Source organism: Rhodococcus sp. 06-1474-1B (assembly GCF_002258885.1).
GTDB classification, from domain to species: Bacteria; Actinomycetota; Actinomycetes; order Mycobacteriales; family Mycobacteriaceae; genus Rhodococcoides; species Rhodococcoides fascians.
In genome coordinates this window covers 484,531-501,941 of sequence record NZ_NOYR01000032.1, presented here as the reverse complement: position 1 = coordinate 501,941, position 17,411 = coordinate 484,531, and the positions used below count along the sequence as shown (strand labels likewise).

15 protein-coding genes are annotated in these 17,411 nt (G+C 64.9%); 3 read left to right on the top strand and 12 right to left on the bottom strand.

Annotated features, from left to right (window positions below; all coding sequences use genetic code 11):
• Position 1: 1 nt before the first annotated feature.
• Positions 2-733: an AAA family ATPase gene (locus CH266_RS20240; protein WP_032400010.1), complete on the top strand. Its 732-nt coding sequence runs from the start codon at positions 2-4 to the stop codon at positions 731-733.
• Here the strand turns inward: CH266_RS20240 and CH266_RS20235 are convergent.
• On the bottom strand, positions 718-1,707 hold the full coding sequence (locus CH266_RS20235) for an AraC family transcriptional regulator (RefSeq protein ID WP_094716016.1): 990 nt from the start codon (positions 1,705-1,707) through the stop codon (positions 718-720). The two genes, CH266_RS20240 and CH266_RS20235, sit on opposite strands and share 16 nt — an antisense overlap.
• A 122-nt stretch (positions 1,708-1,829) precedes the next feature.
• Between CH266_RS20235 and CH266_RS20230 the strand changes: the two genes are divergently transcribed.
• On the top strand, positions 1,830-2,321 hold the full coding sequence (locus CH266_RS20230) for an anthrone oxygenase family protein (RefSeq protein WP_032374324.1): 492 nt from the start codon (positions 1,830-1,832) through the stop codon (positions 2,319-2,321).
• Here the strand turns inward: CH266_RS20230 and CH266_RS20225 are convergent.
• Complete coding sequence (locus CH266_RS20225; RefSeq protein WP_027497271.1) at positions 2,297-2,500, bottom strand: hypothetical protein; 204 nt, start codon at positions 2,498-2,500, stop codon at positions 2,297-2,299. The genes CH266_RS20230 and CH266_RS20225 overlap by 25 nt on opposite strands.
• Before the next feature lie 56 nt (positions 2,501-2,556).
• On the opposite strand from CH266_RS20225, the gene CH266_RS20220 reads away from it, so the two are divergent.
• Complete coding sequence (locus tag CH266_RS20220; RefSeq protein ID WP_032368067.1) at positions 2,557-3,078, top strand: DNA-deoxyinosine glycosylase; 522 nt, start codon at positions 2,557-2,559, stop codon at positions 3,076-3,078.
• Here CH266_RS20220 and CH266_RS20215 read toward each other — a convergent pair.
• From CH266_RS20215 to trpC, 10 genes are all read right to left on the bottom strand, one after another.
• Complete coding sequence (locus tag CH266_RS20215; RefSeq protein WP_032370334.1) at positions 3,044-3,973, bottom strand: acyl-CoA thioesterase; 930 nt, start codon at positions 3,971-3,973, stop codon at positions 3,044-3,046. The two genes, CH266_RS20220 and CH266_RS20215, sit on opposite strands and share 35 nt — an antisense overlap.
• Positions 3,974-5,392, bottom strand: coding sequence for a pyruvate kinase (pyk, locus tag CH266_RS20210; RefSeq protein WP_027497274.1), 1,419 nt, complete (start codon positions 5,390-5,392; stop codon positions 3,974-3,976). It lies immediately after the preceding gene.
• A gap of 122 nt (positions 5,393-5,514) precedes the next feature.
• Positions 5,515-7,020 carry a glutamate synthase subunit beta gene (locus CH266_RS20205; protein ID WP_032406685.1) on the bottom strand — a complete coding sequence of 502 codons (1,506 nt, stop codon included), beginning with the start codon at positions 7,018-7,020 and terminating at the stop codon, positions 5,515-5,517.
• Positions 7,013-11,581, bottom strand: coding sequence for a glutamate synthase large subunit (gene gltB, locus CH266_RS20200; RefSeq protein WP_441347064.1), 4,569 nt, complete (start codon positions 11,579-11,581; stop codon positions 7,013-7,015). The genes CH266_RS20205 and gltB overlap by 8 nt, the downstream gene beginning before the upstream one ends.
• Before the next feature lie 262 nt (positions 11,582-11,843).
• Entirely contained in the window at positions 11,844-12,476 is a 633-nt protein-coding gene (locus CH266_RS25965) for a TM2 domain-containing protein (protein WP_052060547.1), read from the bottom strand.
• Between the two features lie 37 nt (positions 12,477-12,513).
• Positions 12,514-13,392: a TM2 domain-containing protein gene (locus CH266_RS20190; protein WP_094716015.1), complete on the bottom strand. Its 879-nt coding sequence runs from the start codon at positions 13,390-13,392 to the stop codon at positions 12,514-12,516.
• Positions 13,385-14,371 (bottom strand): prolipoprotein diacylglyceryl transferase, encoded by a 987-nt coding sequence (gene lgt, locus CH266_RS20185; RefSeq protein WP_094716014.1) that lies wholly within the window; start codon positions 14,369-14,371, stop codon positions 13,385-13,387. The genes CH266_RS20190 and lgt overlap by 8 nt, the downstream gene beginning before the upstream one ends.
• Positions 14,368-15,171, bottom strand: coding sequence for a tryptophan synthase subunit alpha (gene trpA, locus CH266_RS20180; protein WP_027497278.1), 804 nt, complete (start codon positions 15,169-15,171; stop codon positions 14,368-14,370). Before trpA ends, lgt begins: the two co-directional genes overlap by 4 nt.
• Complete coding sequence (gene trpB, locus CH266_RS20175) at positions 15,168-16,439, bottom strand: tryptophan synthase subunit beta (RefSeq protein WP_045841352.1); 1,272 nt, start codon at positions 16,437-16,439, stop codon at positions 15,168-15,170. The genes trpA and trpB overlap by 4 nt, the downstream gene beginning before the upstream one ends.
• Positions 16,440-16,559: 120 nt before the next feature.
• Positions 16,560-17,369 (bottom strand): indole-3-glycerol phosphate synthase TrpC, encoded by an 810-nt coding sequence (gene trpC, locus CH266_RS20170; RefSeq protein ID WP_027497280.1) that lies wholly within the window; start codon positions 17,367-17,369, stop codon positions 16,560-16,562.
• Positions 17,370-17,411 lie beyond the last annotated feature (42 nt).

The following is a 17,411-nucleotide window of genomic DNA, read 5'->3' as shown; positions in this document are numbered from 1 at the left end:
CATGTTCGTAGAGCGCGCCTTTGTCCACGCCGACGATGTGGGATCGGAGTGGCCCTTCACCGTTCCCGCTGTCGCCGACCTCGCGCGAGAGGGACTCGAGTTTCTCGCACCGGTCACAATTCTGGTGGGCGACAACGGTTCCGGTAAGTCTACTCTCGTAGAGGCAATCGCAGAGCGTTTCGGCATCGACGCCCGCGGGGGTCGGGCAGCGCAGAAGTCTCGTCGACTGGACGAGGTGACGAGCGTCCTCGGCGAGGTGCTCGAACTCGAGACCACGCCACGAGGCGCGCGCATGCTGCGGGGTCCGCGCGAGCAGAAGCGGGGATTCTTCCTGCGCGCCGAGACTGCATTCGAGATGGCCGAGAACCTCGGCGGCATGCCGGGCTTCTGGGACGAGAACACCGCCGAAATGAGCCACGGTGAGGGCTTTCTCACCATGTTCGGTGCGATGTTGGCCGAACCGGGCTTCTATGTGCTGGACGAACCGGAGTCGGCCCTGTCGTTCACCGCGTGCCTGAACCTGGTCGCGCTGATGTCCCACTTGGGCGAGGAGGGGGCGCAGCTCGTCTGTGCCACGCATTCACCGATCCTGGCTTCGACACCCGGTGCGGACATCGTCGAAGTGGGTGAACACGGTCTGCGCCGAAGCACCTGGGACGAACTCGAATTGGTCCAGCACTGGCGGCGATATCTCGACGATCCGAACGTGTATCTCCGTCATCTACTCGACTGAACCGGCACCAACGCCACGTCCCGACGACGACGCACACTCCCCGGAGAGACTCCCATCGCCCGTTTGAATGCTTTGCCGAATGCTGCCTCCGACAAATAGCCACTGCGCCTGGCCAATTCGGCCAGCACCAAGTCCTCGGACCGCAATGTGTCGTACGCGACCTGCATCCGCCACGTCGCCAGGTAACTCATCACCGAATCGCCGACCAATGCGGTGAATCGAGCCGAGAACGCCGAACGTGACATGTGTGCACTCGACGCCAGTGCCGCAACGGTCCACCGCTCGTCGGGATTTCGATGAATGCGAGCCAGCGCGCCTCCGATCCGCTCGTCCTGCAACGCTCCCAGCCAACCGGACTGCGCGCTCGGAGTGTCCACAATCCATGACCTCAACGCCTGAATCACCAGAACGTCGGAAAGCCTGGTGATCACTGCCTCTCCCCCGGGCTCGAGCGATCGTGCCTCGTCGGCCACCATGGCGAGGATGTTCTGCATACGTGCGCGCTGTGGTTCGCTGTCTGCGTCGATCACGATCACCGCCGGTAGCAGCCGAAGAAGCTGCTGCGCCGCAGGATGATCCATCCGGACGGCCCCGCAGACCAACACGGTGTCGGGTCCGCTCGCATCGCACTGGGCGATCACTGCGTACCGGTCGCTGACGTAGTCGTGTGGCACCTCGTACACGCTGGTCGCGTCGCCGACAGACTCGATGTCGGCCGCCAATACGTGCCCACGCCCGTGGGGAACCAACGCGAAGTCGCCGGGAACGAGCTCACGCGTCGACTCCCCGGGGACCGACAGCACACACGACCCGTCGACCACGGTGTGGAACCACACAGCGTCGTCCATCGCGGGCAGGGCCAGCCCCCACGAGCCACTCATCTCGGAACGCACGTAGAAGGACCCGGTCATTCGGAGGAAATGCAAAGCCTCACCGAGCGGATCGGGTGACTTCCAGGGGTCGGCTCCACGCACCGGACAATTGTCCCCCACGGCCGGGACGATCGGACATGAATTCGAGCCCTGCGCGCATTGTCCATCCACCCGCGACGCGGAAAGGTCGGAAGCGCACGACGAATCCCCGGGAAGGAAAACCGATGATCGACAAGATCTCCTCGATCGCCACCCTGGTCGCAGCAGTCGGATGCGGCCTCGTCGCGGGCGTCATGCTCGCGTTCTCGGTCAGTGTTCTTCCTGGCCTGGCGTCGTTACCGGTGCCCGACGCGATCGCCGCGATGCAGAGATCGAACGCCGCGATCCTCAACCCACTGTTTCTGACGCTGTTCGTCGGTACGGCGTTGACCTGTTCTCTCGCAACCGTTCTCGCGATCACCACGGAGGGTGGGCGATCGACCTGGGTCGGCGCGGGAGCAGCGCTCTACGTGGTGGGCTGCTTCGTGGTCACGGTGGCGTTCAACGTCCCACTCAACGATGCACTGGCAGCGGTGGATCCGGCGAGTCCGTCGGGAGCCGACATTTGGCGGTCGTTCACCTCGAACTGGACGCGGTGGAACACCGTCCGGATCATCTCGTCGACGGCGGCGTGCGCCGTGCTGATCCTCGGTCAGGGCAGATCCGCGCTGGGCTGATCGGACTCACCGTCCTGGTGACGCCTGCGAATCTCGTCCTCGAAGCGGGCGATGAGATGATCGGTATCGGCAGTGGACACATCTCGCGCGCCTTCGTCCATCGCGGCGTCGCGTCCTCTGCGCAAGGCGGCGAGTTCGGCTTCGAGTTCGTTGTTGTCGAGTACGCGTGGATCCAACATCTCTCCATTGTGGTCCCACCCGAGTGCCTGCGCGCGCTGTTTGCTGTAATCGCGACATGAACGTCGTGCACAGCTTCGAACCGATAGTCGACGAGCACGCTCACACGCTGATACTCGGTTCGATGCCCGGTGTCGCATCGCTTGCTGCTCAGCAGTATTACGCTCATCCCCGAAATGCGTTCTGGCCGATCATGGGCGCGCTGTTCGGTGCCGGTCCCGAACTTCCGTACGAGGCGCGAACAGAGCGACTGGCGCGCAGCGGGATTGCTGTGTGGGACGTACTGAAGCTGTGTACCAGGACCGGAAGCCTGGACTCGGCCATAGTCGAATCATCCATCGTGGCAAACGATGTCGCGAACCTCATCGCAGGTCATCCCGGCATCGACACCGTGCTGTTCAACGGAGCAAAAGCTGCCGACAGCTATCGCAGATACGTCGCGAACGCGGTGCAGCAGGACGTCGAGTGCATCCGTCTGCCGTCCACCAGTCCAGCGCACGCCTCACTCACCCTCGAAGCCAAGACTCGACTGTGGTCGGCAGCACTCAGGCGCGAACGCGTTTCGGGAAGTGGCGAATGAGGCCCTCCTGCACGACGGTTGCGAGCAACTGACCGTCCATCGAGAAGAATCGGCCGGTGGCGAGTCCCCGCGATCCGGCCGCGACCGGCGATTCGGTCGCATACAGAGCCCACTCGTCGAATCGGAACGGTCGGTGAAACCAGATGGAGTGGTTGACCGTCGCCGCCACGATGCGGTCGAGTCCCCAGGACAGTCCATGGGTGGTGATGATCGAATCGAGCACCGTGGTGTCCGACGCGTAGCCCATGGTCGCGGCGTGAAAGATCGACTCGTCCGGCAGATCGCCGTCCGCTTTCATCCACACCCGATTGTGGTTGAGTTTCTCACCGGTGCCGTGCATGATCCACGCCGGATCGTTCGCGTACCGCATGTCGATCGGTTTGAGTGCATCGACGAACATCTGCAGTCGGTCCTCGAACCCCACGAAGTGGTCGCCGAGAGGCGGCAGAGCATCGGGATACGGAACCTCGGGCACCTCGACGCTGTGCTCGAGGCCCTTACCGAAATCCTGGAAAGCAGCGAGCATGACGAACAGCTCGTTACCGTCCTGCAGCGCAGTGACCTGCCGGTTGGCGAACGCCCGGCCGTCGCGCTGACGACTCACCCGGTATTCGATGGGCTTCTTGACGTCACCACCGCGGATGAAGTGCGCATTGATCGCATGAACGTCCCGGGACGTTCCGGATACGGTCCGGCCGGCGGCGATGAGCGCCTGAGCGACGAGCTGCCCACCGAACGTCCGGCTCCCCACCTGCTCCGGATGCTGTCCGATGAACACATCCTCCTCGGTCTCCTCGAGGGCGAGGAGACCGAGAAGGGTTTCGAGATCGGTTCCGCGTACTGCTGTACTGCTCGGCGCGCTCTCGCTGACGCCGGTTCCCCCCGCTTCGACCACTTACCGGTCCTCTTCTCCGATTCGGTGCACATGGATCAAGTTGGTCGAGCCTACTGTGCCGGGAGGGGCACCGGCGACGATCACGACCTGATCGCCTCGGTTGTAACGACCGAGTTCGAGCAACGCCTTGTCGACCTCTTTGACCATCGCGTCCGTCGAGCCCACATCGGGAACCAGGAACGTCTCGGTGCCCCAGCTCAGGGACAGCTGACTGCGGACCTCGGAGATCGAGGTGAATGCGAGCAACGGCAGTTTGGTGTGGAGGCGAGCCAACCGTCGCACGGTGTCGCCCGACTGGGTGAAGGCCACGAGGGCCTTCGCGTCCAGACGCTCGCCGATATCGCGGGCGGCGTAGGAAATGACACCGCGCTTGGTGCGAGGAACGTGAGTCAGAGGAGGAACGCTGTCGCCTTCGGTTTCCACGGTCTCGACGATCCGAGCCATCGTCCGCACCGTCTCCATGACGTACTTGCCGACCGAGGTCTCGCCGGACAGCATGACCGCGTCGGTACCGTCGAGCACTGCGTTGGCGACGTCGGACGCCTCGGCGCGGGTGGGACGGGAGTTCTCGATCATCGATTCGAGCATCTGGGTCGCAACGATGACGGGCTTGGCGTTGGCGCGGGCGATCTGGATGGCGCGCTTCTGCACCAGGGGCACCTGCTCGAGTGGCAACTCTACGCCGAGGTCACCGCGGGCGACCATGATCGCATCGAACGCGAGCACGATGGCTTCGAGGTTGTCGACGGCCTCGGGCTTCTCGAGCTTGGCAATGACCGGAACTCGGCGGCCGACGCGGTCCATGACTGCGTGGACGAGTTCGACATCGGCGGGAGAGCGCACGAACGAGAGCGCGATGAAATCGCATCCGAGCGCGAGGGCGAACTCGAGGTCCGCAATGTCCTTCTCGCTCATGGCAGGAACGGAGACGTCCATGCCCGGGAGGGAGACGCCCTTGTTGTTACTGACCGGACCACCCTCGGTGACCCGACACAGCACGTCGTTGCCTTCGACGCCGGTGACGACGAGGCCGACCTTGCCGTCGTCGACGAGCAGGCGGTCGCCTTCCTTGGCGTCCTGAGCCAGCTCCTTGTACGTGGTCGACACACGATCGTGGGTGCCCTCGCACTCCTCGACGGTGATGCGGATGAGTTCACCGGCGGCCCAGGTGGTGGAGCCCTCGGCGAATCGGCCGAGTCGGATCTTCGGTCCCTGCAGGTCGGCCAGGATGCCCACGGCTTTGCCGGTGGCGTCCGATGCGGCGCGAACTCTCTCGTAGTTGGCCTGGTGATCGGGGTGATCGCCATGGCTGAAGTTCAGTCGTGCGACATCCATTCCACTCTCGACGAGTTCGCGGATGCGCTCTGTGGTTGCGGTTGCGGGTCCAAGGGTGCAGACAATCTTCGTACGTCGGCTCACGGTTGCGAGCGTAGCCGCTGGACGCCTTGTTCTCTATCGCAGAGGAACCCGGCCGAATACTACCGACGGGTAGCCTCGCCGTGCCGCTGCTGAAAGCACCTGTACCGGTACAGAGACGAGTGTCACACCACCGCCAGAGGCAGCGCCGTGGGGTGTACCGGGGACGGCAATTCCGAGTGTCCGGTGAGGTAAGCGTCGACCCCGTTGGCAGCCGAACGCCCCTCGGCGATCGCCCACACGACCAACGACGCACCGCGGTGGGCATCCCCACAGACGAACACACCCGGGGCCGTCGTCTGCCAATCGGGACCACACGACAACGCGCCGCGCTTCGTCAGCGCCAGGCCGTAGTCGTCGAGCAGCGGTCCATGCTCGACACCCTCGAATCCGATGGCGAACAATGCCAGATCACAGGGCAATTCGACCTCCTCACCGATGGGCGTCACGATGCGTCGCCCGTCCGCGTCGCGCTGCACCTCGACCTCGGCGAGCACCATGGCGCGCACATGTCCGCGCTCGTCGCCGAGGAATCGCTGCACCGCGACCTGATGACGCACGACGCCACCCTCCGCATGAGCAGGCGACGTCCGGAGCACCAACGGCCACGACGGCCATGGCGAAAGACTGTCGTCACGGGCACCGGGAAGAGCAGGGTTGTAGTCGAGCTGAGTGACCGACGCGGCACCCTGACGGTGAGCCGTGCCGAGACAATCGGCCCCGGTGTCTCCGCCGCCGATGATCACCACATGCTTGCCCGCAGCGGATATCGACGTCGGCCCGTCGCCCTCGCATTCCTTGTTCGACGGCACCAGATGCTCCATCGCCAGGTGGATGCCGTCGAGTTCGCGGCCGATCACCTCGGTGTTGTCGCGAGCCCGCAGAGCGCCGACGGCGAGCACGACCGCATCGAAGCTCGCGCGCAGTTGCTCGACGGTGAAGTCGATGCCGACCTCGCACTCGGTGACGAAATGCGTGCCCTCGGCCCGCATCTGCATCAGCCGCTGATCGAGCACCGACTTCTCCAACTTGAATTCGGGGATTCCGTATCGAAGCAATCCACCGAGCCGATCGTCGCGCTCGTACACGGTGACATCGTGCCCGGCCCTGGTGAGCTGTTGCGCCGCAGCCAGCCCCGCCGGACCCGAACCCACGACGGCCACTCGCTTACCGGTGGTGATCGTCGGAGGCTGGGGAACGACGCTGCCCTGTTCCCACGCCAGGTCCGCGATGGTCTGCTCGACCCGCTTGATCGTCACACTTCCGCCGGTGGCGGCCTCGGAAATGGACAGGACACAGGCAGATTCACACGGAGCCGGACACACTCGTCCGGTGAACTCCGGAAAGTTGTTGGTGGCGTGCAACCGATCACTGGCCGCGTCCCACCGATCGCGGCGCACGAGATCGTTCCATTCCGGAATCAGGTTGCCCAGCGGGCATCCGGCAGTTCCGGAGTGGCAGAACGGAATTCCGCAATCCATGCAGCGGCGCGCTTGTTCCGAGACCTCGGCTGCGCGTTCGCTGCTGGGCTGATCCGAGTACACCTCGTTCCAGTCCCTGACCCGTTCGTCGATAGGACGCTTGGCGGCCTCACGCTTGACGACCTTCAGAAATCCCTGTGGATCAGCCACGTGCAGCCTCCATGATCGCAGCGTCGACGTCGCGCCCCTCGGCGCGCGCCATTCGTGTCGCCTCCAGCACTCGCTGATAGTCGACGGGCATGACTTTGGTGAACAGAGCGGATCGGCGGGGCCAGTCGGCGAGCAGCGATGCCGCGACGGTGGAGCCGGTCCAGCGCTCGTGGTTCTCGACCGTCTCGCGCAGCCACACCAGATCGTCCGGATCGGGAACCTGCAACTCGACCATTGCCGTGTTCACGTCCGCGGGGTCAAGACCCAGAACGAAGGCGATACCGCCCGACATGCCGGCCGCCATGTTGCGTCCGGTCGGCCCGAGCACGACAACCCGTCCGCCCGTCATGTACTCGAAGGCGTGATCTCCCACGCCCTCGTTGACCGCAACGGCTCCGGAGTTGCGCACGGCGAACCGCTCCCCCGCCTTACCACGCAGGTACACCTCCCCCGACGTGGCTCCGTAGAGAATCGTGTTTCCGGCAATGACGTTGTCCTCGGCAACGAAGGGTGCGTCCTCGGCCGGTCGGACGACGATGCGTCCTCCCGACAGGCCCTTGCCCACGTAGTCGTTCGCGTCGCCGACGAGATCGATCGTGACTCCGGGCGGCAGGAATGCACCGAGCGATTGCCCGGCAGAGCCGGTGAACGACACGCGAATCGTGTCGTCGGGTAGCCCGGCCGCGCCGTAGCGTCGCGTGACCTCGGACCCCAGAAGTGTTCCGACCGTGCGGTTGACGTTGCGCACGGGCAGCTCCAGCGTGACCGGATGTGCGTCCTCCAATGCCCCCTCGGCCAGCTGGATCAGCGTGCGATCCAGCGCGAAATCGAGGCCGTGGTCCTGATCGCGTAGGCGTCGACGCTGCGTCATGGGCGCGCCGTGTCGATCCACCGGCATCGCGAAGATGGGTGTGAGGTCGAGTCCCTTGCTCTTCCAATGTGCGACGCCGGCCGCGGTCTCGAGCACGTCTGCGTGGCCGACGGCCTCGTCGATGCTGCGGAACCCGAGCTGCGCGAGGTACTTTCGCACATCCTCGGCGACGAACCTGAAGAAGTCCTCGAGGAACTCGGGCTTGCCGGTGAATCGCTTGCGCAGTTCGGGGTTCTGAGTCGCGACACCCACTGGGCAGGTGTCGAGATGGCAGACCCGCATCATGATGCATCCCGCGACGATCAGAGGTGCCGTCGAGAACCCGAATTCCTCGGCACCGAGCAGCGCCGCGATGATCACATCACGGCCGGTGCGCATTCCGCCGTCGCACTGGACGGTGATGCGATCGCGAAGTCCGTTGAGCACCAACGTCTGTTGGGCGTCGGCCAGCCCGATTTCCCAGGGCGCACCGGCATGCTTGAGAGACGTCAACGGAGCCGCGCCCGTGCCACCGTCGTATCCCGAGATCAGTACGACGTCGGCGTGCGCCTTGCTCACTCCCGTCGCCACCGTGCCCACTCCTACCGAGCTGACGAGTTTGACGTGGACGCGCGCGTTCTCGTTGGCGTTCTTGAGATCGTGGATCAACTGCGCGAGATCCTCGATGGAATAGATGTCGTGGTGCGGAGGCGGGGAGATCAGGCCGACCCCGGGCGTCGAGTGCCGAGTCTTGGCCACCCACGGGTACACCTTGTAACCGGGCAGCTGCCCGCCCTCACCGGGTTTGGCACCCTGCGCCATCTTGATCTGAATGTCGGTGGCGTTGACCAGATAATCGCTGGTCACCCCGAACCGTCCACTCGCGACCTGCTTGACCGCACTGCGCCGGCTCGGATCGTAGAGGCGGTCGACGTCCTCTCCGCCCTCACCGGAGTTGGAGCGCCCACCCAGATTGTTCATCGCAACGGCCATGGTCTCGTGCGCCTCGGCAGAGATGGATCCGTAGCTCATCGCGCCGGTGTTGAACCGAGTGACGATGGACTCGACCGGCTCCACCTCGTCGAGCGGAACAGGCGTCCGCACATGGTCTTTGAACTCGAACAGGCCCCGGAGTGCACCCCCTTCGCGGGCGAGCCGGTTCACTTCGTCGCTGTATTTCTGGAACACGTCGTAGCGACCGGTGCGTGTTGCGTGCTGCAACAGGAACACCGTCTCGGGAGTGAACAGGTGAAGTTCGCCCTCACGCCGGAACTGGTACTCGCCGCCGATCTCGAGGCGGCGGTGAACACGGTCGGTGGGATTCTCCGGGTATGCCTTCCGGTGACGGAGTTTGACCTCTTCGGCGAGGACGTCGAGACCGACTCCGCCGAGCTTGCTGACGGTGCCCTTGAAGTACTCGCGCACGACCTCGCGATCGAGACCGACCGCCTCGAAAACCTGTGCGCCGGTGTAGGACCCGACGGTCGAGATGCCCATCTTGGACATGACCTTGAGCACGCCCTTGCCGAGCCCGTACAGGTAGTTGCGCACCGCGACAGTGGGCTCGACCCCGGTGAGCTCGCCTTCGCCGACCAGGTCCTCGATCGACTCCATGGCCAGGTACGGGTTGACCGCCGCCGCGCCGAATCCGATCAGCAGGGCCAGGTGGTGCACTTCTCGTGCATCGCCGGACTCGACGACGAGGGCGACCTTGGTGCGTTCCTTGGTGCGCACCAAATGGTGATGCACAGCAGAGGTGGCCAGCAGGGACGGAATCGGTGCCCGAGTGTGGTCCGAATCACGATCGGAGATGATCAGCGTGCGGTAGCCGGCAGCGATGGCTTCCGATGCCCGCGAGCGCAGCTCCTCGATGGCCTCGGCCAGACCTTCCCCACCACGCTCGACCTCGTACAGTGCGCGGAGCACGATGGCCGACAGACCGGGATGATCACCGTCGTCGTCGATGTGAATGATCTTGTTGAGTTCGTCGTTGTCCAGCACCGGCCACGGCAACACGATCTGTCTGCACGACGCGGCAGTGGGCTCGAGCAGATTCTGCTCCGGCCCCATCACGCGCGACAACGAGGTCACTATCTCTTCTCGGATGGAGTCGAGTGGCGGGTTCGTGACCTGCGCGAACAGCTCGATGAAGTAGTCGTACAGCTGACGAGATCGCTGGGACATCACCGCGGACGGGGTATCGGTCCCCATCGACCCCAGTGGCTCGCCCCCGGAGGCGGCCATCGGGGTGAGCACGACGCGGAGATCTTCCTCGGTGTAGCCGAACGCGATCTGTCTGCGGATCACGGACTCGTGGTTGTACTGAATGTGGGCGCGCTCGGGCAGGCTCTTGATCTCCAGCAAGCCGGCGTGCAGCCACTCCTGGTACGGATGTTCCTGCGCCAGTTGCAGTTTGATCTCCTCGTCGGGAACGAGACGCCCGGCGACGGTGTCGACCAGAAACATCTTGCCCGGCTCGAGGCGACCCTTGGCGACGACCTGAGATTGCGGCACGTCCAGCACACCCGCCTCGCTCGCGAGGATCACCCGACCGTCGGCCGTTTGCCACCACCGACCGGGTCGCAGACCGTTGCGATCGAGGACGGCTCCGACGTAGCTACCGTCGGTGAACGTGACGCAGGCGGGACCGTCCCACGCTTCCATCATCGACGAGTGGAACTGATAGAACGCCCGTACCCGCGGATCCATCGTGCGATGGTTCTCCCACGGCTCCGGCACCATCATCATCACGACGTGGGGAACGCTCCGGCCGCCCAGATGCAGCAGTTCGAGCACCTCGTCGAGCGACACCGAATCGGATGCATCGGGATTGCAGATGGGGAAGAGCCGCTCCAGATCGCCGGGGATGAGATCGCTGGACAGCATCGCTTCCCGAGCTCGCATCCGGTTCCTGTTGCCCTTCACCGTGTTGATCTCTCCGTTGTGCGCGACGTAGCGGTGCGGGTGCGCCAACGGCCACGACGGGAAGGTATTGGTGGAGAAGCGACTGTGCACGATGGCAATTGCACTCGTACACAACGGGTTACGCAGCTCCGGGAAGAACAGGGGCAGCTGCATGGTGGTGAGCATGCCCTTGTAGACGATGGTGCGTGCGGACAGCGAAGGGAAGAACAGGCCCGAGCCTTCTGCCTCGATCTCCGGGGTGACGCGCTCCGACCGCTTACGCAGCCCGTACACCAATCGGTCGAGTTCGAGACCGGCCGGACGTGAACCGTCGACCTCGGGGGCCGCGACGAAGAGATAGCTCATGTACGGCATGCATCCGAGCGCGGTCAGTCCGACGTCGGCGCGATCGGGATCGACCTCGACCGGAACCCACCCCAGCACCTCGAGACCCTCTTCGGCTGCAATGGATTCGACACGCTGCACGGCCGACCCGCGCTCGCGGATGCCCTGCGGCAGAAAGCAGACACCCGCCGCGAAGGTGTTCTCGCCGTCGCCGTTGGCGGACGGTAACTCGAACGACGACAACGAATCGAGAAGTTCGACGGGCAGCTGGATCAGAATGCCCGCGCCGTCACCACTGTTGGGCTCGGCACCGGCAGCACCACGATGTTCCAGGTTCTCCAGTGCCAGTACACCGTCGGACACGATCGAGTGCGAACGTCGTCCGGCGATGTCGGCGATCATCGCGACGCCGCAGGAGTCCTTCTCCGCGCTCGGGTCGTACAGTCCTTGCTCGGCAGGCATCCGAGAAAACAACACCACGATCACCTCCACGTAGACCGGTGGGTGCTTCGGATGGCGCAGTGTCGACACGCTGCACTGTGAGCCTCGGCTACCCCGCCGGCTGGTCGTCCGAACCGACATAGAGTGCCGGATCGATCGAATTCGATGCCTATCGGGAATTCACCGGGACAGCTCTGGCCCGCGAAGAATCCGAGATCGCTCTCGGATGGCGGAATCGTATCAGTTGCCGATCGCAACGATGCAATCGCGAACGGCGCTGGGCTCAGTCGCGCAGGGGGCGCCCGTGTTCATCGCGCACGCTGCCCGTGAGCATCATGATCCCGTCGATCAGCGGCCAGATACCGCCGATGCCGCACGTGAGCCACGTGACCGCGATCTGCGCCACCGCGATTCCCGGCTGATTCAAATAGAAGCGTCCTGCGCCGAAAACTCCCAGCAGGATGTTCAGCAGCCCGGCAGTGAGCTTCTGCTTGTCCGAGAACGGTTCCCCGGTGACGGGATGCCGTCCGTAAGGAGCGCTCGGATCCACCCAACCAGGGGCACCGGCGTACTGGGGGCCTGGGTAGTGGGGTCCTCCGTACTGGGGACCGCCGTACTGGGGACCGCCGTATTGGGGACCGCCGTATTGGGGACCGCCGCCCGGGAACGGGGGCGGCGGGTAACCCGCACCGGGCGGTGGACCGTCCGGTGCACCGGAGCTACGGTCGTCACTTCCGGACGCGTCGTACGGATCACTGCCCCAATTCGGCGGACCGTAGCTGGGGTCGGGTGCGCCGTACACCGGACCCGGTGCCGCGTTCTTCTCGAACGAGATGGTGGGCTCCGACCCCGAGCCGTCTCCCGCCGATCCGCCCGGTGTCGATCCGTCCGATGACGATGTACCTGAATCACTCACAACGAACTCCCTCGACGACGCGCTACGGGTAGGCCGATCAGTCTCGCAGCTTGAGCCCGCGACTGTCGGGAACATTGCCGACGAGAATCAGCACGGCGTCCACGACATGCCACACGAACAGTCCGAACAACAGAATCAGGCCGAGGCCGAACACCACGGTCAGCAGCACGCCGAAGAAGAACAGCAGCAACTGCGCGACGCCGATTCCGGTGCTACCGATGTAGAAACGACCCACGCCGAGCCAGCCGAGGAACAGCTGAAGTAGTCCACCGACGATCTTCGATTTGTCCGACAACGGTTCACCGGTGACCGGATCCCGCCCGTACGGCGCGTCGGGTCCGACACCGAAACCGGGCCCGGCCGAAAAGCCCTGTGCTTGGCCATAGGCCTGCTGGCCATACCCCTGCTGGCCGTAACCCTGCTGGCCGTACCCTTGCTGGCCGTAGCCCGACTGCTGGCCGTAGCCCGAGTGCTGGCCGTACCCCTGCTGGCCATACCCCTGTTGGCCGTATCCCCCGGTCTGGCCGTACCCCTGTGGTGGACCGTAGGGCGACTGTTGGCCGTATCCCGGCTGACCGTATCCCTGGTACTCGGATCCCGGTGTCGGGTAACCGGCGGACGGCGGAAGGCCACCGATCGAATTGTCGATACTGCCGTCCGGGCTGGGGGCCGGATAGCTAGGAGTACTGGACCAGCCGGGCCCGTTGCCGATACCCGAATAGGTGTCCCAGCCCGGTCCGGTAGAACCGGCCGGACCGTGCGAGGGTGCGGACTCGGATGTCGCGGGCGGCTCGGAGAGCGACGCCTCGGCCGTTGCGTCGTAGTCGAACGGTGTACCGAAAGAGCCGGCCGACTTGTCGGTACCGCCGCCCGAATCAGCAGGGTCGGGGTGTGCCCTCTTCTCGAAATCAACCACGGGTACTGCCTTCTTCCTCGGCTTTCTTCTCGGACGATGTCTCGCCCGTGCCTGCCTGCGGATCGCCGTCGGCGGACTCGCCACCCGTCTTGTCTTCGCTGTTGCGACCGTCGTCGTCGTTCGATTTCAATGCCGCCGGGTCTTCGCGACCCTTGGTGGCGAGAACGACGTAGGCGACCGCGAGCACGAAGATGATCGCCGAGGTGAACGAGTTCACGCGAATGCCGGCGATCTTCGTCGCGAAGTCGTCTCGCATGAGTTCCACCCAGAACCGACCGACGCAGTATCCGGCCACGTAGAGCGCGAACAGTCGACCGTGGCCGATCGTGTACTTCCGGTCGACGAGTACCAGGAGTAGGACGATCAGGACGCTCCACAGCAGTTCGTAGAGGAACGTCGGGTGGACTACCTTCTCGACCATTCCGGTGGAGACGCCGTTCAGCGGATCGAGCCGGCCGTTCGCATCGAGTCGCTCGTAGATCTCGAGACCCCACGGTTGCGTGGTTTCGCGACCGTAGAGCTCCTGGTTGAAGTAGTTGCCGATGCGGCCGATTGCCTGGGCCAGCAGGATCGGCGGGCCTACCGCGTCACCGAATGCCGGGAGTGGGATGCCGCGTCGACGACACGCGATCCAGGCACCGACTCCGCCGAGGAACACCGCGCCCCAAATTCCGAGGCCGCCGTTCCACACGTAGAGCGCCTCGATCGGCCGACCGCCGGCACCGAAGTACGTCTTCCAGTCGGTGGCCACGTGGTACAGCCGGCCACCGAGAAGCCCGAAAGGTACGGCCCACACGGCGACGTCGAGGACCGTGCCCTTGGTTCCGCCGCGAGCGACCCACCGGCGATCTCCCCACACCACGGCCACCACGATGCCGATGATGATGAACAGGGCGTAGGCACGGAGCGCGAGCGGTCCGACGTGCCACACCCCCTGCGCGGGACTGGGAATATAGGCCAGGAAGGCGGTCGAAGTCACGACGCTACGTTAGCGGAGCGGACACCCTCGGCGAGTTCGGTCGTCAGGTCACGAACCGCGTCGAGGCCGTTGTCGACAGCCGTCACCAAGGCCGAGCCGACGATGACCGCGTCGGCATACTTCGCGATCTCGGCAGCCTGTGCACCCGACCGAACGCCGAGACCGACGCCGATCGGAATGTCGGAATGCTCGCGGATACGCGCCGCCAACGCCGGTGCCATCGAGGACACCGCGTCGCGGGCACCGGTCACGCCCATCGTCGAGGCGGCGTAGACGAAGCCGCTGCTGGCTTCCACGGTGCTGACGAGGCGCTCCTCCGTCGTCGACGGTGCGACGAGGAAGATTCGGTCGAGTCCGTACCGATCCGAGACCTCGATCCATTCCTGGGCCTCATCGGGGATCAGGTCGGGAGTGATGATTCCGAGTCCACCCGCATCGGCGAGGCTCCGGGCGAAATTCTCGATGCCGTACTTGAGCACCAGGTTCCAGTAGGTCATGACGACCGCTTTGCCGCCAGCGGCGGCAACCTGCTCGGTGACGGCGAAGACGTCCTTGACCCGGGCACCGGCTCGCAGCGCGACGTCTGCAGCAGCTTGGATCGTGGGGCCGTCCATCACCGGATCGGAGTACGGGATGCCGACCTCGACGATGTCGCACCCGGCATCGACCATGGTCTTGAAGACCTCGATCGACCGGGGGACGGTCGGAAAGCCGGCGGGCAGGTATCCGACGAGTGCAGCGCGCCCTTCGGCACGGCACTGGGCGAACGTCCCGGAGAGGCGAGAGTCGTTGTTGCTCATGGCTTGATACCTGCTTCGTCGTCCACGTTCGCTTCGCCGTCTCCGTCGATCAGACCGAACCACTCGGCTGCGGTGTCGACGTCCTTGTCGCCGCGACCGGACAGGTTGACCAGGATGATGGCACCTTCACCCAGTTCCTTGCCGAGGGTGAGTGCGCCGGCGATGGCGTGCGACGATTCGATGGCCGGGATGATGCCCTCGGTGCGGCACAGCAGCTTGAAGGCGTTCATCGCCTCGGTGTCCGTCACGCCGCGGTACTCGGCGCGCCCGATGTCGTGCAGGTACGAATGCTCGGGTCCGACCCCGGGATAGTCCAATCCTGCTGAGATGGAATGGGATTCGACGGTCTGGCCGTCCTCGTTCTGCAGCAGGTACGAGTAGGCACCGTGCAGGGCTCCAGGCGTACCACCGCTGATGGTCGCCGCGTGACGACCGGTCTCGACTCCGTCGCCGGCAGCCTCGAACCCGACGAGACGGACATCGGCGTCGTCGATGAACGCGTGGAAGATTCCGATGGCGTTGGACCCGCCGCCGACGCAGGCCGCGATGGCATCGGGCAGGCGGCCGGTGGACGCGAGGACCTGCTGCCGCGCTTCGAGGCCGATGATGCGCTGGAAATCGCGGACCATCACCGGGAACGGATGCGGCCCCGCGACGGTTCCGAAGCAGTAATAAGTGTTGTCGGCGTGGGTCACCCAGTCTCGCAGTGCCTCGTTGATCGCATCCTTGAGAGTGCGCGAACCGGACTTCACTGCGACGACTTCCGACCCGAGCAAACGCATCCGGGCGACGTTGAGGGCCTGGCGCTCGGTGTCGACCTCACCCATGTAGACGACGCAGTCGAGACCCATCAGGGCACAGGCTGTGGCGGTCGCGACGCCGTGCTGACCGGCACCGGTCTCTGCGATGACACGAGTCTTGCCCATTCGCTTCGCGAGCAGAACTTGCCCGAGCACGTTGTTGATCTTGTGAGAACCGGTGTGATTCAGGTCTTCTCGCTTGAGCAGGATCCGAGCGCCACCGGCGTGCTCGGACAACCGGGTCGCCTCGAACACCGGAGATGGGCGACCGGTGTAATCGCGCTGCAGCCGATCCAGCTCACCGAGGAACTCGTTGTCGCTGCGCACTTTCTCGTACTCGGCGGTGACTTCCTCGATCACACCCATCAACGCCTCGGGCACGAACCTGCCCCCGTACACGCCGAAGTGACCGCCCACATCGGGCTCGTGCGCGCTGCGATCGGTGAGGCCGATGCTGCTCTGCGGCAGATCAGCGCCCTTGAAGCGGACTACCTGAGGGGCGTCCGCGGCGGAAGAAGTTTGGCTGGTGCTCACCGCTCCAGTGTGCCCCAACGGCGGACCGTCGCCGCGTTCGGGTGGGGTGCCGGTTCAGCGTGCGGGTTTCGGGCACGAGGGGTGCGTGCCCGCCGTCACCAGGTCCGAGACCGCAGTGCGCGGATCGCCCGCGGTGACCAGACCTTCTCCGACCAACACTGCGTCGGCGCCGGCTCCGGCGTACGCGAGAAGGTCGGCGGTGCCCCGCACTCCCGACTCGGCAACGCGAATGATCTCACTGGGCAGACCGGGCGCGATACGGCCGAAACTGTCGCGATCGATCTCGAGGGTCTTGAGGTTGCGGGCGTTGATACCGATGACGCTGGCACCCGCCTCGAGTGCGCGATCGGCCTCGGCCTCGGTGTGGACCTCGACGAGTGCCGTCATGCCGAGTGACTCCGTGCGATCGAGAAGAGACGTGAGTGCGTCCTGCTCCAGGGCCGCGACGATCAGCAGGATGACGTCCGCGCCGTGGGCTCGGGCCTCGTGGATCTGGTACGGACCGACGATGAAATCCTTGCGCAGCACAGGGATCGAGACTGCGGCTCGCACCGCGTCGAGATCGGCGAGCGATCCCCGGAATCGACGCTCTTCGGTCAACACGCTGATGACGCGGGCGCCACCCTGCTCGTAGGCACGCGCGAGCACCGCAGGATCACCGATGTCGGCCAACGCGCCCTTGGACGGGCTCGCACGCTTGACCTCGGCAATGACGCCGATGCCGTCCTCGCGGAGGGCAGCCGCCGCGTCGAGAGGTGCCGGGGCCAGCTTCGCTGCTGCCTTCACCGCAGCGAAATCGATCACCGATTCGCGCGCGGCGACGTCGGCTCGTACACCGTCGAGAATCGAGTCGAGAACAGTCATGGTGCCCCAGTCCTTTCTGAGCGTCGACATTCGATGTGAGGA